The organism is Shewanella putrefaciens (assembly GCF_016406325.1).
Classification (GTDB): Bacteria; Pseudomonadota; Gammaproteobacteria; order Enterobacterales; family Shewanellaceae; genus Shewanella; species Shewanella putrefaciens.
Map to the genome: position 1 here is coordinate 1,130,861 of NZ_CP066370.1, position 24,915 is coordinate 1,155,775.

Here is a 24,915-nt window from a genome sequence, read left to right on the forward strand (position 1 = left end):
AACGATGTTGAATGAGGTGATAAAAAACTGCCGATAGCAGGGCTATCGGCAGTTGATGTTATGTAAAGATCACTGGCTATCGCCAGTTAAGCATTACTGCTCGGCTTTTACATCGCGCAGTGATGCAGCGGCACTGTCATCATCAATCACATTATGTGAATGGTGGCTGTCCGTTAGGCGACGCATTAGCGGCAATACGGCTAAGGCGATAAAGGTACAAACCACGGCTGCAATCCCTAATTTGTTGAATAGACTAGTATACACAGGTAAGGTTTGCAGTGGATCGACTAAATCCTGTGGCACACTGGCAAAGTTGGCGACAACCCCACCTAAATATTGTGAAATGCCTGATGCCACAAAATAGGCGCCCATCATAAAGCCTCCCATGCGTGCAGGTACATAGCGAGCAATCATCGCAAGACCTAAGCCGCTCACGAGCAGTTCGCCTAGGGAGTAAGAGGCACAACCCCAGATCATGATCCACGAGGAGGTTTTACCATTGACGGCAAATTGACCTGCAAAACCATAGATAAAGAAGCCAATCGCCACTACGGCAAAACCAAGTGCAAATTTCGCCGCGATAGAAAAGTCTTTATCATTGCGACCTGCCCACGAATAACTCCACGCCAGAACAGGGCTTAACACCATGATCCAGATTGGGTTAAGTGCTTGGAACTGTGCTGGAGACCAAGTCCATAAATGAGTACCAAAAACTTGGAAATCCCAATCGACGTTACGTAGCGCAAAGAGGGCAAGTGACGTTGACATTTGTTGATAGAAGATAAAGAAGAATACCGTTTGCACCGTGAGAATAAGCGCCGCGATAAGTCCAGCGCGCTCACTTGGTTCACTGGTTCGAATCAAATGGAAGAAAATCCCTAACACAGCCACACCCGCGGCATAAACGAATACACGGGCAACATCTTCATATTCAAGAATAATCGCCGATGCGACCACGGAAAGTGCTGAGAGTATTAATACAATCGCAAGGTTCTTCTTGTTGACAGGGCGCGTATCAGGCTCAGATCCATAGTTTGCTAGGCTCTTATGCATAAGCGCATAGTTACCTAAACCGACAAGTAAGCCTACACAGCATACGGCAAAGGCTGCATGCCAGCCAAATTCGTTGCCATACTGGGCGTTAACGTAATCTTTAATCCAAGGCGTGAGTAACATGGAGAAGGTTGAACCTACGTTTACCGCCATATAATAGATGGTAAAAGCACTGTCGATTTTAGAATCGTCACCTTCATAGATTTTACGAACTAAGTTGCCCGCATTCGGTTTGAATAGGCCGTTACCGACCACAATCACGCCGAGCGCAGAGAACATAAACCACGTATTTTCAGTGGGTACGGCCATTAGCGCATACCCTAGAGAGAGGATCCCTGCACCGAGCAGCATAGTGCGTTTTGTGCCGAGGATCTTATCCCCAACCCAACCGCCGATGGCCGGTGATACATAAATGAGTGCCGCACAAGCACTCCAGACTAAGTTTGCACGTGAGTCATCAAAGCCAAGGCGCTGCACCATAAAGTAGACAATCAGCGCTTGCATGCCGTAATAACCAAAGCGTTCCCATAATTCAATAAGAGACACAGTCATAAATGAATGTGTCTTGCTTACCTGATTGGTACCAAGAGTCATATAGCTTGCTTCCATTTTTGTTGTTTTGTGTTTGAGGGCAAGAGTATAAGGCGATAAGGATTGCAAACCAATGGTGCTAAGCGGCATAAAAGACTTTGTTACAAATCAATTTATGTATTTTAAGTTGAGATTAATAAATAGAGGGAGCAGATTTAACGAAGCTTATCGAGCTTTGCCGCATTATTAGGCGGTTGCCCCTCAAATATTTTACTTATGGTTAACAAATATCTATCTTGATCACTGGTAATACCTATATGGAGTGCTATTTTTAAGGCAGGTAAGCCAATATAAAAATTAATCAGATCAAAATTATTACCCTACAGTCGTTTTCTTGGGAGTTTACTCGATGAAGCATTTGTCCATCAGTACTAAGTTGTTATGGATCACATCTGCGTTGTTTTTATCAATTGTTGCTATCTTGTCCCTGAGTCTCTGGTGGACCTTATCAGAGCAAAATTCTCAATTATCTGACCAAGTACAAACATCCCTTCAGAATGAAACTCGCGATAAGCTGGAAGCGCGCGCAGGGGAGTATGGGGCAATGGTCGCGGGCTTTATTAATGAGTCTTATCGTATTCCCTATTCTTTTGCGGGAATGCTTGAAAGTACTGCTGAGGAGTTACCGTTAAAGCGTGATCGCTTAGAACTTTCAGTTGCTGCTGTTTTGAAGAAAAATGCACAAACATCTTCCATGTATGCTCAATTTGAACCTAATGGATATGATGGGCTGGATAGTGAGTTTTTAAATGTGTCGATAAGTCACAGTGTTGCTTCATCTGGCGTGTTAGAAATTTATTATACTCGTAATGATGATGGTAGCGTTGTTCATCAACAAGTCGATGATTCATCAGAAAAATACCTCACTACCGTGAACGAGTTTGGGATCCGTGATGCAGAATGGTACCTCTGTGCTAAAGAAACCTTAAAACCGTGTTTGATGGAGCCCTATTTATACGAAATTACTCCTGGTAATAATATGTTAATGACATCACTCACTGTCCCTGTGCTTAAGCATAAACAGTTTATCGGGGTCGTTGGTGTTGACGTTAATTTACCCGTATTCCAGTCTTTGATTGACACTTTATCTAGAAGCCTTTACGACGGGCAAGCTAAGGTGACCTTATTGAGTCATCGAGGTTTAGTTGTGGCTGCGAGTCATTATAGTAAGAAGGCCCGACCTTTATCAGAATCAATTGATCCTACACTGGCGGCACAAATTATTTCGCTCCATAAAAATACTAAGTACATAATGAATGACGATGAAATTATCGTTGCTTATCCTATCAAAATTCCCCTAGCTAACGCGGAATGGTCACTTGTCATTCAAGTACCTAAGGCACAAGCCTTTAAAGCGTCAATTGAACTAGATAAAAATATGGATGAAATGGCTACTTCTCTTGGTAGTTTACTGTTGATTGTGGGATTAGTGGTTTCTGTGGTTTCAGTAATCACAATCAGCCTTGTCATTCGTAGCATTATCTCTCCACTGAAAATGATCCAAGGTCGTGTTGAACATTTAGCCAGTGCTGAAGGTGATTTGACTCAATCGATTGAGGTGGATGCGCACGCAGAGCTTATTGCATTAGGCAAAGGATTTAACTCCTTTATCTATAAGTTAAAAAATCTTATTGCTGAGTTAAAAATTCTTGCAAGTCGCACCCAGCAAGAGAGTCAATCATCGGCTCAAATTGCCCAATTGACCCGTGATAGTGTCCATCGCCAGTATGGTGAAATTGAGAGTGTGGTGACAGCCGTTAACGAAATGAGTGCCACGGCGCTTGAAGTCGCTAAAGCTTCGGAGCAAACGGCATCTGAAACCGAGGCTATGTCACGTAATATTCGCTTAAGTGAAGAGAGTTTAACTAAGGCGATGGATTTTGTGGCAACCATGTCGCAGGAGTCTATGCAAGCCAAAATGGCTGTGAGTAAAGTGGCCGAAAGCAGCACAAATATCAGCCGTATCCTTGAGGTCATTAGCTCTATTGCGGCACAAACTAATTTACTCGCTTTAAACGCAGCGATTGAGGCAGCGAGAGCTGGGGAGCAAGGCCGAGGTTTTGCGGTTGTTGCTGACGAGGTTAGGGCATTAGCATCTAAGACGCAAAGCTCAACTGATGATATCAGTGTGCTTATTGATGCACTGCAAAAAGAAGTACATAGTGCATCGGGTATTATAGATAAAGGTGCTGAGCGCGCACAAATGGCAGTATTGCAAACTGAACAGGCGCTTGCTTCACTAAACTCAATGGTCAGCCAAATCGAAGAAATATCAGGACAGATCACCCATATTGCTGCCGCTGCAGAAGAGCAAAGTGCTGTCACGGAAGAAGTAAACCGAAATATCACAGGGATCTCAGATTCAGCATCCGAGCTTGCCCGCCTTGCGGGCGAAGCACAGCAAAGCAGTGTGGTCTTAGCTGACTTAGTGAAACAACAGCATGAACAGTTAGGTAAGTTAAAAACCTAGGTATTTATAGAGGACTCTTTGAATAGCAGTAGACCCTTTGATATGTGTTGATCGTTAAGCATCGGTCGAAGGGTTGCTTTTCTGGCGTGAGATAATATTTAGATACAAAAAAGCCCATTGAATTAATGGGCTTTTTTGTTGAATTGGGTGGTGGCCCCTCACGGACTTGAACCGTGGACCTAACGATTATGAGTCGTGTGCTCTAACCAACTGAGCTAAGGGGCCGACTTAAGGTAATCGTCATTACCTAAAGCGGGTGGAAGTATACTAAGCTTATTTGCGCTTGTCACCCGTGTTTTAGGGTGAAATTCACGCAATTGATTCAATTGGTTATCTGTTAATCAGATCAGATGAGTATTAGAGGTCAATCAGGCTTTAAATCGCGATCATATCAGTCAATACAGTGAATATTTGCTTGTTTTTAATCTATATTTTAACGACATATGGTTATGTAATAAAAAGCCCTGCACAGGGCAGGGCTTGTTTGTCAGACTGGTTATCTATTCATCTAAGAAAGATTTCAAGATCTCTGAACGTGAAGGGTGGCGTAACTTACGTAATGCTTTAGCTTCAATTTGACGAATACGTTCACGGGTAACGTCAAACTGTTTACCCACCTCTTCAAGCGTGTGGTCAGTGTTCATATCAATACCAAAACGCATGCGCAATACTTTGGCTTCACGGGCTGTTAAGCCTGCGAGCACTTCATGGGTTGCACTCTTCAAACTTTCGCTGGTGGCGCTATCAAGCGGTAATTCGAGGGTGGTATCCTCGATAAAATCACCTAAATGCGAATCTTCATCGTCACCAATAGGGGTTTCCATGGAGATAGGTTCTTTAGCGATTTTAAGCACTTTACGGATCTTGTCTTCCGGCATCATCATACGTTCTGCCAGTTCTTCAGGGGACGGCTCACGGCCCATTTCCTGTAGCATTTGACGAGAAATACGGTTTAGCTTGTTGATCGTTTCAATCATGTGCACCGGAATACGGATGGTACGCGCTTGGTCAGCGATAGAACGGGTAATCGCCTGACGGATCCACCAAGTGGCATACGTCGAGAACTTGTAACCACGACGGTATTCGAACTTATCCACGGCTTTCATCAAGCCGATATTACCTTCTTGGATAAGATCTAAGAATTGCAGACCGCGGTTGGTGTATTTCTTCGCGATAGAAATAACCAGACGTAAGTTGGCCTCAACCATTTCTTTCTTCGCACGGCGTGCTTTAGCTTCACCAATTGACATGCGACGGTTGATATCTTTGATTGCTGAAATAGCTAAGCCGGTTTCTTCTTCAACGGCGGCAAGCTTGCTACGGCAACGTAGTACGTCTTCCTCAACCATTCTTAGGCCTTCGGCATAAGGTTTGTTTGAAGCTTTTTCTGCATGGAACCAATCGAGATTAGTTTCATTTCCAGTGAAAAACTTCACAAAGTTTTTCTTTGGCATTTTAGCTTGTTCAACACAAAGCTTCATCGCCAAGCGTTCTTGTACGCGTACGCGATCCATCATAGAACGCATGCTTTTCACTAAACGATCGAATTGTTTAGGGACTAAACGGAATTCTTTGAAGATTTCACCGATTTCAAAAAGCGCTTTGACAGACTCAGGATGTTCACGTCCTTTAGCTTCGATGATTTTCAGCGCATTTTCATAGGCGGCTCTTAGTTGACTAAAGCGTTCGCGGGCTTCTTCAGGATCTGGGCCTTTGTTGGCATCATCTTCTTCATCTGCGTCTTCATCGTCTTCATCTTCATCGTCCTCATCATCGAGGTCTTCATCTGACAGTTCAGAGCCAATATGTGTTGCAGTGGGTGCTACGTCTTCTTCATCCGGGTTGACAAATCCAGAGATAATATCAGACAGGCGCAGTTCATCGGCTTCAAATTGGTCGAATTGTTCAAGGATCATCGCGATCGCTTGTGGGTATTCGGCGACAGAGCTTTGAACGGTATTAATGCCTTCTTCAATGCGTTTGGCGATCACAATTTCGCCTTCACGAGTCAGAAGCTCAACCGTACCCATTTCACGCATATACATGCGTACTGGATCCGTTGTGCGGCCAAGCTCACTTTCAACTGTGGCTAGGGCGGCCGCGGCTTCTTCTGCTGCATCTTCGTCTGTGTTGTCTTCCGACATCATCATGTCATCGGCATCGGGAGCTTCTTCAAATACCCGAATACCCATGTCATTTATCATCTGGATAATATCTTCGATCTGGTCAGAATCGACCATGTCTGCAGGTAAGTGATCGTTCACTTCTGCATAGGTTAAGTAACCTTGCTCTTTACCTTTGGCAAGCAACAGCTTGAGTTGCGACTGCGGAGTATGATCCATAGATATCATCCAAGTTGGGAAACTGTTACAACGACGGACAATTAGCTAAATAAGCTTAAGTGCCGCGCAAATCGTCAATTATAGCCGTGTGCACATATCTGTGCTAGTCACTGGGATAGTGAATGAGGACATTTTTGCCTCAGTTTAATCCTTTCATGACTGAGATCAGCTTCTGTAGCTGTATCTTTTCTTCTTTAGTATGAGTCTGTTTGAGACTCAATTCCTGGTATCGTTGTTCAATATATTGATTGTTCAACCAAACTAGGGTTTGTTTAAACTTTTCGAGCAGGTTTTCATCCGCCACTTGATGGTCCCATTGGGCCAATTTATGGAGCGCCCCACTGTGGGGATTGTCTCTGAATTGTTCAAGTAGTTGTGCGCTGTTTAACCTTTGCTCTCGAGTTAAATCCAACAGCAGTGGCAGCAAATCAATGCCTGGCATCTGCAGATGGTTAAGTGCGGGTTGTGGGGGTAAACCCAGTCCCAGCTGAGGATGTTGTACTAACAGTGCGATGGCGAGGCGCAATGGTGTACCACGTCCTTTTAATCCTTGTTTTGCTACTGTTTTAGTTTGTTTGACACTAAAACCTAGCTTTTTTTTCATATCTTCAGAGCTATTCATACCCAGCTTGTGAGCTAAGTTCTCAAGCAGTAAGTTTTGCAGCACAGTATCTTGAATCTTCTCAATCAAAATAAAGGCTTGTTTCGCTAAATTACTTTTATCAGTACCATATTTAGTCGCTAAGGTATCAAATAGAAACTCGGGTAGTGCTATTGCACTGCCCATTAAGGTTTCAAATGCTTCTTTACCAATTTTACGCACCATAGAATCAGGATCTTCGGCCTGAGGCAGGAACATAAATCGGACTTGATCCCCCGGTTTTAATAGCGGCAATGCGGTCTCTAAGGCGCGCCATGCGGCTTCTGTACCTGCTCGGTCACCGTCGTAACAGCAGACCACTTCTTTAGCACTGCGCAGTAATAACTGAAATTGCTCTGCTGTGGTCGAAGTGCCTAATGAGGCGACCGCATAATCGACGCCAAATTGCGCCAATGCGACCACATCCATATAGCCTTCAACAATCAGCACTTTATCTGGATCGCGATGGCGCTGTTTTAGCTCGTATAAACCATAGAGTTCATTGCCCTTATGAAATATGGGCGTTTCTGGCGAATTCAAGTATTTTGGGGTGCCATCACCTAAAACTCTGCCACCAAAACCAATAACTCGCCCACGCCTATCTCGGATCGGGAACATAAGACGATCGCGAAATCGGTCGTAACGCTTGCCATTGTCGTTGGCTATTAACATGCCAGCGGTCAGTAACTTATCCTGCGCATCTTGATTCTGACGATAGCGTCCCAATAAACCGTCCCAGCCATCGGGTGCAAAGCCAATACCAAAATGTTCTACTACATCATCGGATAAGCCGCGATAGGCGAGGTAATCGATAACTTTTTGTTTATCTTGGTGTTGTCTAAGCTGGTTTTGAAAGTAGCGGCTCGCTTCTTCCATTAATTGGTATAAGTCTCGGCTTAAACCATCATCATGGCGTTTGCCGGTACCTTGTTCTCTTGGGACTTCTAAGCCAAGTTGTCCAGCCAGATCTTCTATGGCATCAATAAAATCGAGTCGATCGTATTCCATTACAAAATCGATAGCATTGCCATGGGCACCGCAGCCAAAGCAATGATAGAACTGTTTATCCCGGCTAACGGTGAAAGAAGGTGATTTTTCGCTATGAAAAGGGCAACAGGCAGAGTAGTTCTTACCCGCCTTTTTCAAGGGCACCTTACGATCGATTAGCTCGACTATGTCGGTGCGAGCGATCAGCTCATTGATAAAATCACGAGGTATTGCCATTAAGTGCTTAAAATCTCGCCTAAAGCGAATTTAAACAAACAAGCCGCGCATAGGCACGGCTTGTTCATACATTGAAACGCTAATTATTGCAATTTTGCGCGGATCATAGCGCCGATAGCGCCCATGTCTGCACGTCCTTGAACTTTAGGTTTTAATGCTCCCATTACTTTGCCCATATCCGCCATGGAGGATGCACCCATTTCAACAATAGCTGCATCAATGAACGCTGCGATTTCCGCCTCTGAGAGGGGAGTTGGCAGGAAAGTTTCAATAACTTGAATCTCTGCTGCTTCCGCTTCGGCCAACTCGTTACGTCCCGCTGCTTCAAATTGAGCAATCGAATCGCGACGTTGTTTCACCATTTTGGTTAAGACCGCTATAACCTGCTCATCAGTCAGAGATTCGCGGGTATCCACTTCAATCTGTTTGATGGCGGCTAATGCCATACGAATAGTACCCAATCTCACCTTCTCTTTGGCGATCATGGCTTGTTTCATATGGTCTTTTAGCTGATCAATTAGGCTCATAAGAGATTAGTATAAACGTACGCGACGTGCGTTTTCGCGAGAAAGCTTTTTAGCTAAACGTTTAACTGCAGCCGCTTTTGCGCGCTTACGTGCAGTAGTTGGCTTCTCGTAGAATTCACGAGCACGCACGTCAGCTAAAATACCTGCTTTTTCACAAGAGCGCTTGAAACGACGTAGAGCTACGTCGAATGGTTCGTTTTCACGTACTTTAATAATTGGCATACGCCATCACCCCTTAGGTGTAGGTTGTTCTGGTTCAATTGCTCGAACCAAGTCTATTTAAAATGGTGCGGAATTTTATACCGAGACCATAGGGCTTGTAAAGCCCTAATACTGAGTTCAGCTTTTGGGTTGCTGGGTAAGATAAGGCCTCTATGGCTGGAGTAATTATTGACATGCAGGTAGAATTAGCGCCCTTTGGTTATTTTTGATGAGGCACCATGCGGGTTTTAGGTATTGAAACATCCTGTGATGAGACAGGTATTGCCGTCTATGACGATAAGCTAGGGTTGTTATCCCATGCTCTATATAGTCAAGTGAAGTTGCATGCAGATTACGGTGGTGTGGTGCCTGAGTTAGCCTCCCGCGACCATGTTCGTAAAATTGTGCCGCTTATTCGCCAAGCCTTAAAAAATGCTGATACTAAAATCGCCGATTTAGATGGTATTGCTTACACTAAAGGCCCCGGTTTAATTGGTGCGCTCTTAGTTGGAGCTTGCGTTGGGCGTTCGCTTGCTTTTGCTTGGAATAAGCCTGCTATTGGTGTGCACCATATGGAAGGGCATCTGCTCGCACCTATGCTTGAAGAGGATGCACCTGAGTTTCCCTTTGTTGCCTTGTTGGTTTCAGGTGGCCATTCCATGCTGGTTAAAGTCGATGGCATTGGCCTTTATGAAGTCTTAGGTGAGTCTGTGGATGATGCTGCAGGTGAAGCTTTTGACAAAACGGCTAAATTGATGGGCTTAGATTATCCAGGAGGCCCAAGACTTGCTAAGTTAGCCGCTACAGGAGTTCCCGCTGGCTATCAGTTTCCCCGTCCAATGACGGATAGGCCTGGTCTGGATTTTAGCTTTTCAGGCCTAAAGACATTTACGGCAAATACGATAGCCGCAGAGCCTGATGATGAGCAGACCCGCGCCAATATCGCTCGCGCCTTTGAAGAAGCGGTGGTTGATACTTTAGCAATTAAGTGCCGCAGAGCCTTAAAGCTAACAGGCTATAACCGTTTAGTGATCGCCGGTGGTGTCAGTGCCAATACCCGTTTACGGGCAACGCTAGCTGAAGTGATGACTTCAATTGGTGGGAAAGTTTATTATCCTAGAGGAGAGTTTTGCACCGACAATGGTGCAATGATTGCCTATGCAGGGTTGCAGCGTTTAAAGGCTGGGCAGCGTGAAGATCTTGCGGTAAAAGGTCAACCAAGGTGGCCGCTAGACACTTTGCCACCGCTGTTCTAATCATTTTAATTAAACATCTTATAGTCGATAAAAACTGCGCTTAAGGCGCAGTTTTCGTTGATAAATTTACGATGTTGATTAAGGATTTTTAGGACGTTTTTTACGCGATACCTTTGACTCTTCACCTTTAAGTAGCCGTTGGATATTGTCTTTATGACGAATAATGATAAGCGTCGATAGCATGGCAACGGGAATGGTAAATCGTTCGTCTAACCACCAAGTATAAAGAGGAGCTAGTAAGGCCGTAATAATAGCGGCGAGGGATGAGTAGCGACTGATTAGCAATAACACTACCCATGAAGCCATAAGGCAGATAGCAAGATCATCGCCAATCGGTGCCATGGCTCCAAAGGCTGTTGCGACTCCTTTTCCCCCTTTAAAACCAAAAAAAATGGGATAGATATGACCAAGACATGCCGCAATGGCAATCAGCCCAAGGGAAATGGCATCGATACCCATTAAATAAGCAAGATAAGTGGGCAGCGCACCTTTAAGCATATCAAAAAATAGCACCATGGCGGCCGAACTGGCACCGCCGATCCGCAGTACATTCGTCGCTCCAGGGTTCCCCGAACCTTCGGATCTTGGATCGGGTAGACCTCTCATCCTACAGACCAGCACAGCACTTGAGATAGAACCTGCCAAATAGGCGGACACAATCATCAAAAGTGTCAGTGTTAATTGACTCACATTGGTTTCCTTACGCGTCTTAAGGTATTATCGCGCAACAATTTAAAAGCCTGTTTGGCTTGTATATTCAGTCATGGGCTAAAGCGATAACTCCGCAGTCGAAAGTAGATAGCATTTCTGAACGAACAAATCCTTTTAGGAGGTTATCCTACTTCGGATTGGCTCGAGTAGAAAGTAAATTAGTTATCTCTCAGAATATTGCGAATTATACCGACTCAATCACGCTTAGCTTATCAGACCTCTTAGTAATAGGTTAGTTGGAGACAATATGGATAAGGTACTTATAAGACAATTACGAGTCGATACTGTGATTGGTGTCTATGATTGGGAGAAGACAATCCAACAGAGCTTATTTTTAGATTTAGATATGGCTTGGGATAACAAACCCGCCGCTGCAAGTGATGATTATCAGTTTGCGCTCTGTTATGAAACAGTGTCTACACGGATTACTCAGCTTATTACCGAGCGACCCATTGAACTTATTGAAACCGTTGCAGAACGTGTTGCCGACTGTTTAATTAGCGAGTTTAACGTGGTTTGGGTCAAAGTGGTGGTGATGAAACCCGGTGCAGTTGCTACAGCAGCTTCTGTTGGCGTTGAAATTGAGCGTTCACGTTAACGTTTATTACTGCGTCTATGTAGTAATGTTCAATGAATAATAGTGACGAGTGTATAGTCGTTTAAAGACGGTTCGGACAACAGCATGGCACGTATTTACATTAGTTTAGGTAGTAATATTGAGCCCGTTCAGCATTTGCAGGCAGGGTTACAGTCACTCAGAGAATGCTTTGGTCCACTCAGGCTTTCTTCTATGTATGAGAGTGAAGCGGTTGGGTTTAGTGGCACAAATTTTTTAAATATGGTGGCAAGCGCTGAAACCGATTTGAATATTGCTACGGTAGTTGCGCAGTTTAAGCAAATCGAGCAAAATCACGGCCGTCTTGTTGGTGCAAAGAAGTTCAGCCCAAGAACATTAGATTTAGATTTGTTACTTTATGATGACATTGTATGTCAAATTCCAGTGGTGTTACCCCGGGCCGAGATAGTTAATAACGCTTTTGTATTGTGGCCGTTAGCGGAGTTAGCTCCAAATCTCGTTCACCCCTTAGTCCACCAAACCTATGCAAAATTGTGGAATGACTACGACAAAGATTCACAGCGACTTTGGCCTGTGACGTTTGAATGGCCCTGTGGGCTGACGTTTTAATTTATTGATAAGGTTGTCATGGATACGTTTCAGGTAATTATTTTAGCGTTAATTCAAGGGTTAACTGAGTTTCTTCCTATATCAAGTTCTGCACACTTAATTTTACCCGCTGAGCTGTTAGGCTGGGAAGATCAAGGATTATCCTTTGATGTGGCTGTAAACACTGGCTCGTTACTTGCGGTGGTGATTTATTTTAGACATGAATTGTGGAACATGTTTACAGCTTGGATTGCCAGTATTTTTAAAGGTAAACAGTCAGATGACAGTAAACTGGCTTGGTGGATAATTCTTGCAACACTACCTGCAGTTTTTTTTGGTTTTATGGCAAAAGATTTTATTGAAACGCATCTACGCAGTGCTGAAGTGATTGCTGTTACCACTATCGTTTTTGGCTTATTGCTTTGGTGGGCAGATAAGATGTCACATCAAGATTTAACTGTTTATCAAACCGGATGGCGTAAGGCATTATTGATTGGTTTTGCACAGGCACTGGCATTAATTCCTGGAACTTCACGCTCTGGCGCTACAATGACTGCTGCGCTCATGCTGGGTTTAAGTCGTGATGCTGCCGCCCGATTTTCATTCTTAATGTCTGTTCCTGTGAGTTTAGGCGCAGCCATTTTAGTGGGTAAAGATCTATCTGAAAGTTCACTTCCTATTGATTATCAGGCGCTTACTTTAGGAACTTTGGTCTCTTTTGTTGCCGCATACCTTTGTATTCATTATTTCTTAAAAATAATCAGTCGCATGGGGATGACACCTTTCGTTATTTACCGCCTTATACTTGGCGCGGTGTTATGTGGATTTATATTTCTGTAATTTCTTTTTGCGAACCTTTTGAAGAATCGGGTCTAAGTACCCGATTTTTACATTTTTAAGTATTGCCCTTTTTTGGAGCTAACCATGAGTCTTAAATTTCAATGTCCGACATGTGGTCTGTCATTACAGCAGCATCAATCATCGCAGGGTTTTCACTGTACAAATAAACATCATTTCGATAAAAGTGAACAAGGCTATTGGGTTTTTACTAAGCCGCAAAGACAAAAGCCAACAGGCGATTCTCGTCAGCAGGTGCGGGCTAAACGCTTTCTGTTAGAGTCAGGTATTTTTGCGCCGTTAATTGATAAAATGGCCGAAATGCTCGTCGGTTCATTGCAAGATGATATAAGTTTGTTGGATTATGAGTGTGCTGAAGGTTTCTATTTACGCGCTTTATCATCCAAGTTGACTGATATTGCAAAGGGATTAACGATTCAATACGTGGGCGTTGCAGATGCTGAAAATACAATATTTTCTGCTGCTAAGGCACAAACACCAGGGATCTTATGTTTGAGTACCTCCAAAGTATTACCTTTTAGCGACAATTGTATTGATGTTATTACAGTGATAGATAAACCGCTTAAGGGTAAGGAGTCTGTGCGTGTGCTCAAAGAAGATGGGCTCATGTTGTTAGTGTTGCCGGGAGCTAGACATTTATGGCAATTGAAAGAATATATCTATCCTGATTTAGCCGAAAAGACGGTGCAAATAAATTTGCCGTCTGGATTATTGATAATAGAAACTCAAACCCTGCATTTTACCTTGTCAGTGACGGGTGAGCAGGCTTTAACATTACTGGATATGACCCCCTATGCTTGGCGGGCAACGGATAGGATGAAACATAATATCCAATCCAATTATTTTGAGTCCCTTGAAATTGATTTTATATTAGTATTAGCGCGAAAATGCTTAAGCGGAGAGGCACAAGTGAGTTGTACATAATAATAAAAATGTAAGGGAAAAATGCAGAGTCTGTACAGTATGCTTACCAATAACACTGGTTTCTAGGTTGCAGGTGTTAAGCTGTTACAAATGAAATCACTTAAAGAATAGATATAAAAAAAGGCTTGGATAGATGGGCTATTCGCTTTCATCACTCACAAGCCTTTTATGCTAACCTATTAAATTATAGGTTAATTACTTATCATTACTTTTTGTAACGAGTAGCAACGTTGTCTAGACGGTCGTTAGCACGCTTAGCTTCTGCTTGTGCGTCCATAGCTGCTGCTTTAGCATCTTTAACGTCTGCAGACAATTTGCTTTGCTCAGATTTCAGAGAGCCGACATCAGCTGACAATTGATCAACTTTGTTGCCCAGAGTAGCAACGCTTTCTTCCAGAGCAGTAGTGTTTGCACAACCACCTAGTAGGGCAGTCATTGCTAAACCAGCAATCATCAGTACTTTTTTGTTCATTGTAAAAAATCCCTTAAAATAGGTTGGATTTGAATGTTTCGTCACTTTGTAATCGAAACTGCCTAATTATGACATAGCTATTTTAATTTGCTACGAATATTAATGGGTTTATCCACTATAGACATATAAATTTTTTTTAAAAGGGTTTTTTATTGGTTATATCATCATTTTTGAGTGAAAAATGGCTCCGAGTTTACCGTAAAACGGTACTGTATTTACAAAATTATTACTTTTTGACTGTGCGTTCTAATCCACTGCATTTTGTTTATCACGTTTTAACTGACCAACGGCATCGATTCTATGCATGTGGAGGATTTGCTTTATTTCCTCCCCTTTAAAGCCCGCTTGAATAATTGCCTTAATATTGACATTACTCGCGACTGCAAAGCATTGGCTAAAGTATTCACCTTGCGGGTAATCCTGATGTTCAAATCCTGTACGACCGCGCATATCTGCAATACAGGCCTGTACGAGTTGTTTTAGACGTTCAGGTTTGCGCCAAAAATCGGCTTTATCAAATATCTTGATAATTGTTTCTGGTCTGAGTTTGAAGGCTTGATGCACATTTTGATGTTGATCACTGACAATTAATGCAAGATCTCTGAACTCATTCGGAATACGTAAACGTTCACACAGAGCTTTGATTATTGGTAATCCTTTTTGTCCGTGGCCATGATGTTTAGGTAAATGTTCTATGGGCGTGATCGCCTTCCCTAGGTCGTGAACGAGTGCTGCAAAACGAACGGCTTTATCCTGCGTGAGTATTGCGGCTTGGGCGAGTACCATCAAGGTGTGCAGGCCTGTATCGATTTCTGGATGCCATTTTTCGGGTTGTGGGATACCAAATAAGGCATCAAGTTCTGGGAAAAGTACTTTCAGTGCGCCACATTGACGTAATACCTCAAAAAAAACCTCGGGGTTTGAACCACTTAAGGTTTTATCAACTTCCTGCCAGACTCGTTCAGGTGTTAAGGCGTTTAACTCTCCACTTTGGGCGATCTGCTGCATAAGCTGAAGTGTGCTGTCAGCTATTTGAAAGCCTAAGTGATGAAACCGCGCGGCAAATCTTGCAACACGTAATACTCTGAGTGGATCTTCAATAAATGCATCGGAGACATGGCGCAAGAGGCGAGCGTTAAGATCTCCAATACCATTGAAAGGATCATGTAGGTTGCCTTCTTCATCTTGTGCAATTGCATTGATAGTCAGATCTCGTCTGAGCAAGTCTTGCTCAAGTGTGACATCGGGACTGGCATAGCAACTAAAACCACCATAGCCTAACCCAACTTTACGTTCAGTACGGGCGAGTGCATATTCTTGCTGTGTTATTGGGTGTAGGAATACGGGAAAATCTTTACCCACTTGGCGGTAACCCAGTTGTAGCATTTGCTCTGGTGTCGCGCCAACCACCATATAGTCTTTATCTTTAATGGGGAGATTGAGCAGGCTGTCACGTACAGCGCCGCCGACTAAGTATATTTTCACGGATTTACTTCGCCTATGTGTCATAGTAGTAGCTTAACATGCCCGTAGCGGGCAGGGATGAATCTAACCCAGAAATTTATCTAACATTTAGATGTCACATTGATGTTGCAGATGTTTTGACAAGTACACTAGGACGCTTTAACGTGAGCGTTATTTTTTGATAAGGATGATTGGTGGTATGTACAAGGCCTTTTATGGACTCAGCGATAACCCTTTTTCAATTGCACCCAATCCCCATTATTTATTTTTGAGTGATAGGCACCGAGAAGCCCTAGCACATCTTACCTACGGTTTGGGTGAAACCGGTGGTTTTGTGCTGTTAACAGGTGAAGTGGGGACGGGTAAAACAACGGTGTCTCGTTGTTTGCTTGGGCAATTGCCCGATAATACCGATACTGCATTTATCCTGAATCCCTCACTGACTGAATTGGAGTTACTTGCCACTCTTTGCGATGAGTTGAAGATCCGTTATGGAGAAAATCCAACACTTAAGCAGTTGACCGATCATTTAAGCCATTTTTTACTCGCGAACCATGAGAAAGGTCGTAACACGGTACTCATTATTGATGAGGCTCAGCACCTACGACCTGAAGTGTTAGAACAATTACGGTTGCTCACAAATCTGGAGACAGATACCAAAAAATTATTGCAGGTGATTTTGATTGGTCAACCTGAGCTGCAATTGTTACTAAAACGTCAAGAATTACGACAGCTGGCACAGCGAATTACTGCTCGTTATCATTTATTACCGCTAAATGAAGATGAAATTGCACTTTATGTGTTACACCGCTTACAGGTCGCGGGACGATTTGAACCACTGTTTACCCGTAAAGCGATTAAGGTATTACAGAAATATAGCGGGGGGATTCCACGCCTAATTAACTTGCTCTGTGAACGTGCGTTAATGGCTGGTTATGCACAATCCCGAGTGCCAATTGATCATCGTATGGTGAGGCAAGCTGCGGCTGAAGTATTAGGTGAGGAAGAAAAACAACAGAATCCATACCTCTGGCCAACGGCTATTGTTGTGACTCTCGCCATTGCCTTTGGCGTATCCTATTGGTTGTTTACCCTCAATCAAAGCACTATGAGCGTTCAAGCTTCCACCGCAGATAGTCAACTTTCTCAAAATGTTAGTATTGCTGCTCAAGACATAAAAGATGTAAATAGTGAAACCCAGTTAACTCAGGCTTTAATCAAACAACCGAGTACCCAAGCTACAATCGTAAAACCTGATCCCAGCCAACGAGTCTTAAATGAGGCAATAAACCAAAGTCGTCAAATTGATACTGCCTTTGCTGGATTGTTCAGTGTTTGGGGGAAAGTGCCTTTTAAAGGGCTAACAGCCTGCCAATCAGCCATTGAACAAGGGCTTTCCTGTTATCAACAACAGGGAAATTGGATGTCCCTTACACGGTTAAATTATCCTGCAGTAGTATATTTAGTAGATGATAATCAACAGGATTTTTACGGTGCAGTGCTTGCTGTTGATGGTGAACAATTACTTATGCAATTGGGTGAGCAGCAACTGTGGGTTGATAGGGCATGGTTTAATCAACATTTTAGCGGTACCTTTGAGATTTTATGGCAGGCACCTAGCCTACCTATGATGGAGATCAGCCAGAAGTCGAGCGTAGGACAACTTCAGTGGTTGGAAAATGCGCTTGCCCATGTGAGTAATCGTAATGCGAGAAGGGTAACGCACTTTGATCTTAAATTAGAAAATGATCTCAAAGCTTTTCAAAGCCAACATGGCTTGAAAGCTGATGGTATTGCTGGCAACCAAACATTAGTGAGACTGAATTTGTATTTAAGTGAGCAAGGCCCGCGTTTAACCGATAATGGAGCACATGGCTAATGTCCATTCTACTCGATGCGGTAACGCGTAATAAGCAACAACAGTTATCTCCTTTACCTGATGCCGTGTTAACACCACGGACAAATTATCCTGAGTCCCGTAAAGCCAGTATCCCTCTGGTTAAGCTATCGCTATTAGCGTTGGCAGTTGCTATTGGGGTAGGGATTGCTTGGGGGGTAAGTGTGTTAGAGCAAAGTGAGAAGTCGTTATCTGTAATGGCAGGACTCGCAACACCTATAAAGCAAAATGCTCCAGCAGCTAATTTGTCGCCCGTAAATCCACCACAAACTGCATCAGCCACTGAAGTAACGGAGAGTCAAATTGTTGATGCGAATTCGAGCGGAGTCCGCTTAGCGGGCAAAGTCGCGTTGCCAAGGACACAAGAGTTACCGCAAGTCGGCAATATGCAGGCAGGGCAAGTTTTAGCTGTGACAACTGGATATGTAAACAATCCGCAGCGTGATCCAAGCTATGATGACTATCTTGCAACCTCGGCGCAGGTTGATGCTAACACTCGCACAGTACAACAACTCAATACTGACGAAAGCAATGTGTTAAATCAATTTGAACAGCCTGAATATCAAGAGATGCCAGAGCAAGAGCCGATTATATTAGGTGCTAATCCGAATCGTCAGGGATTGGCACAGCTTGAGGCATTACGCCAACAGGTGAGCGCGGCAGCCGTCGATGTTGGGTTGGAGACGAACCAAAGTCGTGAGGATGATAAATTAGTTTCTACATTTCAAGATGCGCTGAAAAAGGTTGAATATGGTAATTCGGCAAAAACTCCCGTAACTCAACCTAAGTTAGATCCTATCCCCAAACAAGAGAGCGATGACATCCCTAAATATGGTCAGTTACCAGCGGGGTTACAGCTACAAGTTCCTGAATTTAATATCGTTGCTCATGTCTATTCTACTGATCCTAACAAACGCTGGTTAAATGTGGACGGCGCGGAATTGCAGGAAGGCGATAAGATTAGTGGAAAACTGACAATCATTTCTATTCGTCCAAGGGATGTGGTGTTAGAAATTCAAGGAACGCAATTTAAGGTGCCAGCAATTTGACCTAATTTGAATAAAACAAAAGGCGCTCTAGTAGGCGCCTTTTGTTTAGTCGCCTTTACTTTAAGCAAACAGCTTGTAAGCGAGTAATAACGTGAGGCAATAGCCCAAGCTATAACATAAGAATAAAGCCGGTACATATTTTAAGTAACTGACGAATGTCAATTCTTTCACTTTACTCATCGCGACTATCCCAGCTGCAGAACCTATGATGAGTAAGGAACCTCCCACACCGACGCTGTAAGTTAAGCCAAGCCATTCTGGTGTACTGAGTACGGGTTCTGCTTTTAATAACGCCGCCGTTAATGGCACGTTATCAATTAAGGCTGAGCCCATCCCCGTGACGAAGTTAGAAATGTTTGGGTTGAACATAGCATATGCTTTCGTCAGCATATCTAAGGTGCCGATTTCTTTTAGCATACCAACGAGTAATAAAATACCTAAGAAAAACAATAAAGTGTCATATTCAACTTGTCGAATATATTCAAGAATTTTAATTTCCTCTTTATCGCTACGTGTAGTGTGACCAATGAGGAACATAACAGATAGACCCGTTAGGAATGTCAGCACTGGTGGGATCCCAAAGAGAATATTGAATAACATAGTCATTAAAATAGTGCAGAAGAATACTAGAGCAATCAGCACATCAACTATTTGATAGGTATGTTTGATAGGTGTTGTGGCGACAACACCTTCTGCTTTAAGTGAAAACAAGGTCGCGAGTAAAATAACGCTAAGGGCAGAGGGAATAAACAGTATTAATAGCTCGGACATATGAACATGCCCGCCTAAGAAAATCATCAGGGTAGTAACGTCACCAGTGATTAATGCAACACCGCCAGAGTTAACGGCGAAAATAATTAATACTGCCATCCTACGACGCATTTGTTTATCAAGCTTAAAGGTGGTTAATAGGCCTAAAGACACTAATGTGGCGGTAACGTTATCGCAGAATGCCGATAAAACCAGTGCAAACAAAGCCACTTGGATCATCAACATTCGTACAGAAACTTGTTGTGGAAACAGCTTTTGCACCATGATTTGGATCATGCCTTTTGCGTTGAGGTAAGCGACAAAAGTCATTGTTGACATCAGAAACAACCAAAGAGTCGCAATTTCGAGTAAGTTTTCGTTGAGTTGATTTGCAATAATTTTCTCATGCTCAGGATCGCCTGCTGCCATAAACAGCGCTACCCAAGAAATGCAGCCAAAAAATAAGGTGGTTTTTGCTTTATTAAGGTGGGTCACTTCTTCGAAAATAATACTGAGCAGGGCGAGCACGGCCAATATGATCAGAAAGGTATATAACATAACTGCAATTCCAACGGCTGTTTTTAGTGTAATAGCAGGCTAGAGGCATACTATAGATTGGCGTTTTCAAGGCTAAATTAAGCTTGCTGTGTTAACGCGTGCGGATCAAAACATAATGATATGAATAACGCAACCGTTAGGTGTAACTCGTTTTTGTGTTGTTTTGTGATGCATATCTCGGTGAATTTGTTTTTGATGTGGTGTTTTATGCTGGTTTTATTATTTCTAATAATGTTGTTTTGGTTTTTTATGCTGGAATGGGTTTGAGTGTAAAGTGAAATCTACGATTAAAGTCTAAGCGATTAGCGTGCGATTCTTTAATTAATCCTATTTAACGGGTGCGATTTTTCAAATGTCATAAAAAAGAGACGCTAATGCGTCTCTTTTTACTGCTGTATAACATGCTCAGCAAATTAACTTTCGGTTTTCATACTCGCTAAAACACGATCTGCGGCTTCTAAGGTTAGGCGCAGTTCTTCTTCACCATGGGCCATAGATAGGAAGCCTGCTTCATAGGCGCTAGGTGCTAAGTAAACACCTTCGTCTAACATTCCGTGGTAGAAAGTGCGGAAGTGCTCAATATTGCACTTGGTCACTTGATCGAAGCGAGTGATCTGCTCCTGTTCGGTAAAGAAGAAGCCGAACATGCCGCCAACATAGTTGATCGCCATTGGAATACCGTGCTTATCCGCCGCGGCTTTAAAGCCTTCTGCAATACGTTTGGTTTTTGCACTCAGTGCTTCGTACAAACCTTCTTCACACAGGGCGTCCATTTGTGCCAGACCCGCTGACATCGCAATGGGGTTACCTGATAGAGTACCCGCTTGATACACTGGGCCAGTCGGTGCGATAAATTGCATTACATCTTTACGGCCACCGAAAGCGCCCACTGGCATACCGCCACCAATCACTTTACCGAGTGTGGTTAGGTCTGGTGTGACGCCGTAATACCCCTGCGCGCCACTTTGTGATACGCGAAAACCCGTCATTACTTCATCGATGATCAGTAGCGCGCCAAACTCATCACACATATCACGCAGACCTTGGAGGAAACCTGGGACAGGTGGAATACAGTTCATGTTGCCGGCAACGGGTTCGATGATGATGCAAGAAATCTCAGTTGGATACTGTTCGAACAGGGTTCTAACTGAATCTAAATCGTTATACACAGCGGTGAGGGTGTGCTTGGCGAAATCTTCAGGAATACCGGGTGAGCTAGGTTGACCTAAAGTTAATGCGCCAGAACCAGCTTTCACTAACAGGCAATCTGCGTGGCCGTGGTAACAGCCTTCAAATTTTAAGATCTTGTCACGATTGGTAAAACCACGCGCTAAACGGATAGCACTCATAGTAGCTTCCGTACCTGAACTCACCATGCGTACTTGCTCAATAGAAGGCACCATAGAGATGACTTTCTCGGCCATTTGCACTTCAAGCTCAGTTGGCGCACCAAAAGACAAGCCATTTTCCACCGCCGCTAATACCGCCGCACGGATTTTAGGATGGTTGTGGCCAAGGATCATCGGGCCCCAAGAACCGACATAGTCGATATAAGCTTTGCCATCGGCATCGTAAATATAAGCGCCGTTAGCTTTTTCAATAAACAGGGGTGAACCGCCTACACCATTAAATGCACGAACCGGAGAGTTAACACCGCCGGGGATGGTTTTTTTAGCCTGTTCAAATAGTGCTTCGGAACGGGTCATGTTTAGTCCTTAAAGTCTGTAGCCAATTAGCGATCGGCTTTACGTGAATACCAATTAACTGGACACTCATATTTTTCGAGTTGATTATCAACGCCGAGTGTCAATGCAAACAAAGCCATGCGAATTAACAGCCCATTGTCCGCCTGTCTGAAGATAGCAAGATTAGGATGGCTGTTTAAATCATTATCTAACTCATTGGCTTGCGCACGTGAATCCCTTGGAAGCGGATGCATAATGACAGTGTTAGATTTGCAATGCTGAGTGTAAATACTGCGATTTAAGCGGAACTTGCCGCGATACTTATTCGCTTCTTCCTGTGAAGGGAAGCGTTCTTCTTGAATGCGAGTAAGATACAGAATATCTGCGTTATCTAAATGGCCTTCAAGTTGGTCGGTTATTTTGATGCTATGGCCAGCATTTTCAATGTCAGAGATCACATAATCAGGCATGGCTAATTCAGCAGGCGAAATCAGTGTGAAGCTAATGTTCTTATACATGCAGAGTAAGCGCGACAGAGAATGCACTGTACGGCCAAATTTCAAGTCGCCCACCATAGCGATGTGCATGCCATCGATACCGCGGCCAGCACACTTAAGTTCTTTTTGAATAGTAAATAAATCGAGCAGGGCTTGAGTCGGATGTTCGTTCGAACCATCGCCGCCGTTGATCACTGGGACGCGGCTGCCTTCGGCAAACTCTTTTACCGAGTAAGAGTCGGGATGACGCATCGCAATCACATCGGAATAGGTGGATAACACCCGCGCCGTATCGTACAGGGACTCACCCTTAGATAAAGACGATGAAGCCATACCTGTGGTTTCACGCACATGGCCGCCAAGTAAATTAAAGGCGCAACCAAAACTGACGCGGGTACGGGTACTGGGTTCGAAAAACAGGTTACCTAAAATGGCGCCATCGAGCACATTATTGCGCTTCTCTCGAAGTGCATAGGGCATCATGCGGCTAGCGACATTAAAAATAGTTTGGATTGAGTCAAGATCTAACTGGTTTACGGAGAGGATATGGGATCCTTCGAACTGATTCATCAGCCTGTTTTCCAATTTGCTAGGGGGCATTTTAAGCTGCGGTATCGCGCTTATCTGCCCTGATGTTATGTAGGGTGGCTGAGGCGCGATTGTAGCAGAAGCACAGTTACAACGAAATAGCCCATTGTCACTGTGTTAGATTTTTGCGATGAAGCCCAAAAAGCTTTTAATCTGCCGTCTCAGGTTTTGAATCTTTTAATAGCAACTAGGTTTTGAAGCGATATTAGGCTTGGCCTGAACGAATCTCTTGTTGCAGGTTCGACCAACTGATTACCCCGACCACATTGTCTGGCGAATCTTGATAGATAAACACTTCACCGTTACGTTTGGGCGACAATAGTGAATAGACTTCATTGAGGGTGGTGCTGTCGCTTAGCCCTTGCATGGGATGGCGCGATAGCGTGGTACTGTCATCATAGGACTGCATTTCAAGACGAAGCATTTCGATAATGCCATCGGCATTGCGGACTAGCACGGGTCGACCTTCGGCGCGTTTTAGCACTTCGAGCAACAATTCATCGTTGTTATTGACGATAACAAAGCGTTTATCCATTAAGGCTCGCACGCCTTTTTTCTGTAGTGCTAAATTCACGGGGGCGACCTTATAACCTAGTCCCATAATTTCTAATTGCTTAAAGAAAATGGAGTCAGTCTTAAAACCCTGATAAGCAATTAAAAAAGCCGGAACAGTTACAAACATTGCCGGTAAAATAATGCTGGCGTCATTAGTCATTTCTAATAGGGCGACCAAGGCGGCCAGCGGCGCACTTAAACACACGCCCATCATGGCCGTCATGCCGATCACTGTGTAAAGCCCTACATAAGGGGCTATGGACGGAAATAGTATTGCGCTCACGAGGGCTAAAATAGCCCCAATCAAGGCACCTATGCCGTAGAGTGGTCCAATTAATCCTCCTGGAATGCCAAGGCCTATCGCCGCAATGGTTGCGATGATTTTAGCTACCAGCAGGGCGATTAAGAGTAATAAACTTGGGTGTTCACTGATGGCTTCGCTGATAGCTAAATCACCAGTGCCAAGCGCTTGGGGTAAGACTAAGCCGATCAACGTCGTGATAACAGCCGCCAATAATAGTCGGAAAATCAGTGGCCATTTTTGGCTCGTAGTGGTGACTTTTATGAGTGAGTAGTTAAAAAAAGCGGCAACACAGCCTAATACTAAGCCGCCAATGGCGAGAATCGGGTAGTGATCTAGGGGAATGTGGATCACTTGAATACGGTCAAATTCGTGCACATTACCAAACACCAGTTGGCTTGAAACTGCGCCACAAATTGCTGATAGCATAATCGGGAAAAAGTAATGGATTTTATATTCACGTACTATCACTTCAAGTACAAAAATCACCGCCGCCAAGGGCGCGTTAAAAGTGGCGGCAATCCCTGCGGCAATACCACTGGCGCACATGATGCGCACACTGTTATCGGGAAGATTGAATTTTTCGGCGAGAAAACTGGCGCTGACAGCACCCAGATGAATGGCAGGACCTTCACGGCCGACGGAGAAATTGGTGCCTAGGGCAAAGAGTGCTTGAAAAAACTGCCCAGCGGCGGATTGCAGCGGAATTTTACCGTAGTGCAGTTTAACTCTATGTAACACATAGGCTATTCCCATACGTTTGTAGCGTTTGGAACCCAACTTCGCCACAATCCAAATTAATATTGCGCCTAAAAGGGGTAACAAGGCTCGCCAGTCGGCGACGTTCCCCGTAAAATCCAGCGCTTGTATTTGGGTGTAATGATTAGCCCAAACGAGCAAGAGTCGAAACAGTAAGATCACGCAGGATGCAAAAATCGCAAATAACAGTGCCAGTATGCACAGTTGTGCACTGATGCGGGCTTGGGATAAATGGTCACGTAGCTCATTGGTTAAATACTTTTTGGCTGTGACTATGGCATGTTGAATAGCAACTTTCTTTATCGTTAATTGCACTGCATTGGCCTGAGTTGTATTGTATCGAACTCGTCTAGAGTTGATTGTATTTTATATAAGGGG

Annotated in this window: 20 protein-coding genes and 1 tRNA gene; 8 read left to right on the forward strand and 13 right to left on the reverse strand. The window is 43.8% G+C overall.

Features of this window, described 5'->3' with window-relative positions:
* Positions 1 to 93 precede the first annotated feature (93 nt).
* The gene (locus JEZ96_RS05130; RefSeq protein ID WP_128090150.1) at positions 94 to 1,647 is read right to left on the reverse strand and encodes a peptide MFS transporter; all 1,554 of its coding nucleotides are present in this window, start codon (positions 1,645 to 1,647) and stop codon (positions 94 to 96) included.
* A gap of 346 nt (positions 1,648 to 1,993) precedes the next feature.
* On the opposite strand from JEZ96_RS05130, the gene JEZ96_RS05135 reads away from it, so the two are divergent.
* On the forward strand, positions 1,994 to 4,114 hold the full coding sequence (locus JEZ96_RS05135; RefSeq protein ID WP_011790329.1) for a methyl-accepting chemotaxis protein: 2,121 nt from the start codon (positions 1,994 to 1,996) through the stop codon (positions 4,112 to 4,114).
* 148 nt (positions 4,115 to 4,262) lie between these two features.
* Here JEZ96_RS05135 and JEZ96_RS05140 read toward each other — a convergent pair.
* The 5 genes from JEZ96_RS05140 to rpsU all read right to left on the reverse strand — a co-directional run bounded on the left by JEZ96_RS05140 (position 4,263) and on the right by rpsU (position 9,069).
* Positions 4,263 to 4,339, reverse strand: a tRNA-Ile gene (locus tag JEZ96_RS05140).
* A 275-nt stretch (positions 4,340 to 4,614) separates the two neighbouring features.
* On the reverse strand, positions 4,615 to 6,456 hold the full coding sequence (gene rpoD, locus JEZ96_RS05145; RefSeq protein WP_014610094.1) for an RNA polymerase sigma factor RpoD: 1,842 nt from the start codon (positions 6,454 to 6,456) through the stop codon (positions 4,615 to 4,617).
* A 139-nt stretch (positions 6,457 to 6,595) separates the two neighbouring features.
* Complete coding sequence (gene dnaG / locus JEZ96_RS05150; RefSeq protein ID WP_014610095.1) at positions 6,596 to 8,320, reverse strand: DNA primase; 1,725 nt, start codon at positions 8,318 to 8,320, stop codon at positions 6,596 to 6,598.
* 83 nt (positions 8,321 to 8,403) lie between these two features.
* Entirely contained in the window at positions 8,404 to 8,847 is a 444-nt protein-coding gene (locus JEZ96_RS05155) for a GatB/YqeY domain-containing protein (RefSeq protein ID WP_011918869.1), read from the reverse strand.
* Positions 8,848 to 8,853: 6 nt separating this feature from the next.
* Positions 8,854 to 9,069: a 30S ribosomal protein S21 gene (gene rpsU, locus JEZ96_RS05160; protein ID WP_006080725.1), complete on the reverse strand. Its 216-nt coding sequence runs from the start codon at positions 9,067 to 9,069 to the stop codon at positions 8,854 to 8,856.
* Between the two features lie 218 nt (positions 9,070 to 9,287).
* On the opposite strand from rpsU, the gene tsaD reads away from it, so the two are divergent.
* Positions 9,288 to 10,304 carry a tRNA (adenosine(37)-N6)-threonylcarbamoyltransferase complex transferase subunit TsaD gene (tsaD, locus tag JEZ96_RS05165; protein WP_011790325.1) on the forward strand — a complete coding sequence of 339 codons (1,017 nt, stop codon included), beginning with the start codon at positions 9,288 to 9,290 and terminating at the stop codon, positions 10,302 to 10,304.
* A gap of 78 nt (positions 10,305 to 10,382) precedes the next feature.
* Here tsaD and plsY read toward each other — a convergent pair whose 3' ends face one another.
* Complete coding sequence (plsY, locus tag JEZ96_RS05170; protein WP_011790324.1) at positions 10,383 to 10,994, reverse strand: glycerol-3-phosphate 1-O-acyltransferase PlsY; 612 nt, start codon at positions 10,992 to 10,994, stop codon at positions 10,383 to 10,385.
* A 268-nt stretch (positions 10,995 to 11,262) separates the two neighbouring features.
* Here plsY and folB point away from each other — a divergent pair, with 268 nt between their 5' ends.
* The 4 genes from folB (at position 11,263) to JEZ96_RS05190 (ending at position 13,962) form a co-directional block, all read left to right on the forward strand.
* Positions 11,263 to 11,613 (forward strand): dihydroneopterin aldolase, encoded by a 351-nt coding sequence (gene folB, locus JEZ96_RS05175; RefSeq protein WP_011790323.1) that lies wholly within the window; start codon positions 11,263 to 11,265, stop codon positions 11,611 to 11,613.
* A gap of 84 nt (positions 11,614 to 11,697) precedes the next feature.
* Entirely contained in the window at positions 11,698 to 12,201 is a 504-nt protein-coding gene (gene folK / locus JEZ96_RS05180) for a 2-amino-4-hydroxy-6-hydroxymethyldihydropteridine diphosphokinase (RefSeq protein ID WP_011790322.1), read from the forward strand.
* A gap of 18 nt (positions 12,202 to 12,219) precedes the next feature.
* Positions 12,220 to 13,020, forward strand: a complete 801-nt coding sequence (locus tag JEZ96_RS05185) for an undecaprenyl-diphosphate phosphatase (protein ID WP_011790321.1) — start codon at positions 12,220 to 12,222, stop codon at positions 13,018 to 13,020.
* A gap of 84 nt (positions 13,021 to 13,104) precedes the next feature.
* The gene (locus JEZ96_RS05190; protein ID WP_011918870.1) at positions 13,105 to 13,962 is read left to right on the forward strand and encodes a putative RNA methyltransferase; all 858 of its coding nucleotides are present in this window, start codon (positions 13,105 to 13,107) and stop codon (positions 13,960 to 13,962) included.
* 205 nt (positions 13,963 to 14,167) lie between these two features.
* Here JEZ96_RS05190 and JEZ96_RS05195 read toward each other — a convergent pair whose 3' ends face one another.
* Positions 14,168 to 14,434 (reverse strand): Lpp/OprI family alanine-zipper lipoprotein, encoded by a 267-nt coding sequence (locus JEZ96_RS05195; protein WP_011790319.1) that lies wholly within the window; start codon positions 14,432 to 14,434, stop codon positions 14,168 to 14,170.
* Positions 14,435 to 14,680: 246 nt separating this feature from the next.
* Positions 14,681 to 15,919, reverse strand: a complete 1,239-nt coding sequence (locus JEZ96_RS05200) for a multifunctional CCA addition/repair protein (RefSeq protein WP_025007370.1) — start codon at positions 15,917 to 15,919, stop codon at positions 14,681 to 14,683.
* Between the two features lie 178 nt (positions 15,920 to 16,097).
* On the opposite strand from JEZ96_RS05200, the gene JEZ96_RS05205 reads away from it, so the two are divergent.
* Both JEZ96_RS05205 and JEZ96_RS05210 read left to right on the forward strand, forming a co-directional pair.
* On the forward strand, positions 16,098 to 17,777 hold the full coding sequence (locus JEZ96_RS05205) for an ExeA family protein (protein ID WP_061782648.1): 1,680 nt from the start codon (positions 16,098 to 16,100) through the stop codon (positions 17,775 to 17,777).
* Positions 17,777 to 18,844, forward strand: a complete 1,068-nt coding sequence (locus tag JEZ96_RS05210; RefSeq protein WP_011918873.1) for a general secretion pathway protein GspB — start codon at positions 17,777 to 17,779, stop codon at positions 18,842 to 18,844. Before JEZ96_RS05205 ends, JEZ96_RS05210 begins: the two co-directional genes overlap by 1 nt.
* Before the next feature lie 60 nt (positions 18,845 to 18,904).
* Here the strand turns inward: JEZ96_RS05210 and nhaD are convergent, their stop codons facing one another.
* From nhaD to JEZ96_RS05230, 4 genes are all read right to left on the reverse strand, one after another.
* Entirely contained in the window at positions 18,905 to 20,152 is a 1,248-nt protein-coding gene (gene nhaD, locus JEZ96_RS05215; RefSeq protein WP_025007371.1) for a sodium:proton antiporter NhaD, read from the reverse strand.
* Positions 20,153 to 20,565: 413 nt separating this feature from the next.
* Entirely contained in the window at positions 20,566 to 21,858 is a 1,293-nt protein-coding gene (hemL, locus tag JEZ96_RS05220; protein WP_011790314.1) for a glutamate-1-semialdehyde 2,1-aminomutase, read from the reverse strand.
* Between the two features lie 26 nt (positions 21,859 to 21,884).
* On the reverse strand, positions 21,885 to 22,904 hold the full coding sequence (locus JEZ96_RS05225; RefSeq protein WP_011790313.1) for an aspartate carbamoyltransferase: 1,020 nt from the start codon (positions 22,902 to 22,904) through the stop codon (positions 21,885 to 21,887).
* Between the two features lie 223 nt (positions 22,905 to 23,127).
* The gene (locus JEZ96_RS05230) at positions 23,128 to 24,852 is read right to left on the reverse strand and encodes a chloride channel protein (RefSeq protein ID WP_011790312.1); all 1,725 of its coding nucleotides are present in this window, start codon (positions 24,850 to 24,852) and stop codon (positions 23,128 to 23,130) included.
* Between the last annotated feature and the right edge of the window lie 63 nt (positions 24,853 to 24,915).

Bases quoted from the DNA above. Each gene is read 5' to 3' on its own strand.
- JEZ96_RS05130 (WP_128090150.1), bottom strand. From the start codon at position 1,647: ATGACTCTTGGTACCAATCAGGTAAGCAAGACACATTCATTTATGACT.
- JEZ96_RS05135 (WP_011790329.1), top strand. From the start codon at position 1,994: ATGAAGCATTTGTCCATCAGTACTAAGTTGTTATGGATCACATCTGCG.
- rpoD (WP_014610094.1), bottom strand. From the start codon at position 6,456: ATGGATCATACTCCGCAGTCGCAACTCAAGCTGTTGCTTGCCAAAGGT.
- dnaG (WP_014610095.1), bottom strand. From the start codon at position 8,320: ATGGCAATACCTCGTGATTTTATCAATGAGCTGATCGCTCGCACCGAC.
- JEZ96_RS05155 (WP_011918869.1), bottom strand. From the start codon at position 8,847: ATGAGCCTAATTGATCAGCTAAAAGACCATATGAAACAAGCCATGATC.
- rpsU (WP_006080725.1), bottom strand. From the start codon at position 9,069: ATGCCAATTATTAAAGTACGTGAAAACGAACCATTCGACGTAGCTCTA.
- tsaD (WP_011790325.1), top strand. From the start codon at position 9,288: ATGCGGGTTTTAGGTATTGAAACATCCTGTGATGAGACAGGTATTGCC.
- folB (WP_011790323.1), top strand. From the start codon at position 11,263: ATGGATAAGGTACTTATAAGACAATTACGAGTCGATACTGTGATTGGT.
- folK (WP_011790322.1), top strand. From the start codon at position 11,698: ATGGCACGTATTTACATTAGTTTAGGTAGTAATATTGAGCCCGTTCAG.
- JEZ96_RS05185 (WP_011790321.1), top strand. From the start codon at position 12,220: ATGGATACGTTTCAGGTAATTATTTTAGCGTTAATTCAAGGGTTAACT.
- JEZ96_RS05190 (WP_011918870.1), top strand. From the start codon at position 13,105: ATGAGTCTTAAATTTCAATGTCCGACATGTGGTCTGTCATTACAGCAG.
- JEZ96_RS05195 (WP_011790319.1), bottom strand. From the start codon at position 14,434: ATGAACAAAAAAGTACTGATGATTGCTGGTTTAGCAATGACTGCCCTA.
- JEZ96_RS05205 (WP_061782648.1), top strand. From the start codon at position 16,098: ATGTACAAGGCCTTTTATGGACTCAGCGATAACCCTTTTTCAATTGCA.
- JEZ96_RS05210 (WP_011918873.1), top strand. From the start codon at position 17,777: ATGTCCATTCTACTCGATGCGGTAACGCGTAATAAGCAACAACAGTTA.
- nhaD (WP_025007371.1), bottom strand. From the start codon at position 20,152: ATGTTATATACCTTTCTGATCATATTGGCCGTGCTCGCCCTGCTCAGT.
- hemL (WP_011790314.1), bottom strand. From the start codon at position 21,858: ATGACCCGTTCCGAAGCACTATTTGAACAGGCTAAAAAAACCATCCCC.
- JEZ96_RS05225 (WP_011790313.1), bottom strand. From the start codon at position 22,904: ATGAATCAGTTCGAAGGATCCCATATCCTCTCCGTAAACCAGTTAGAT.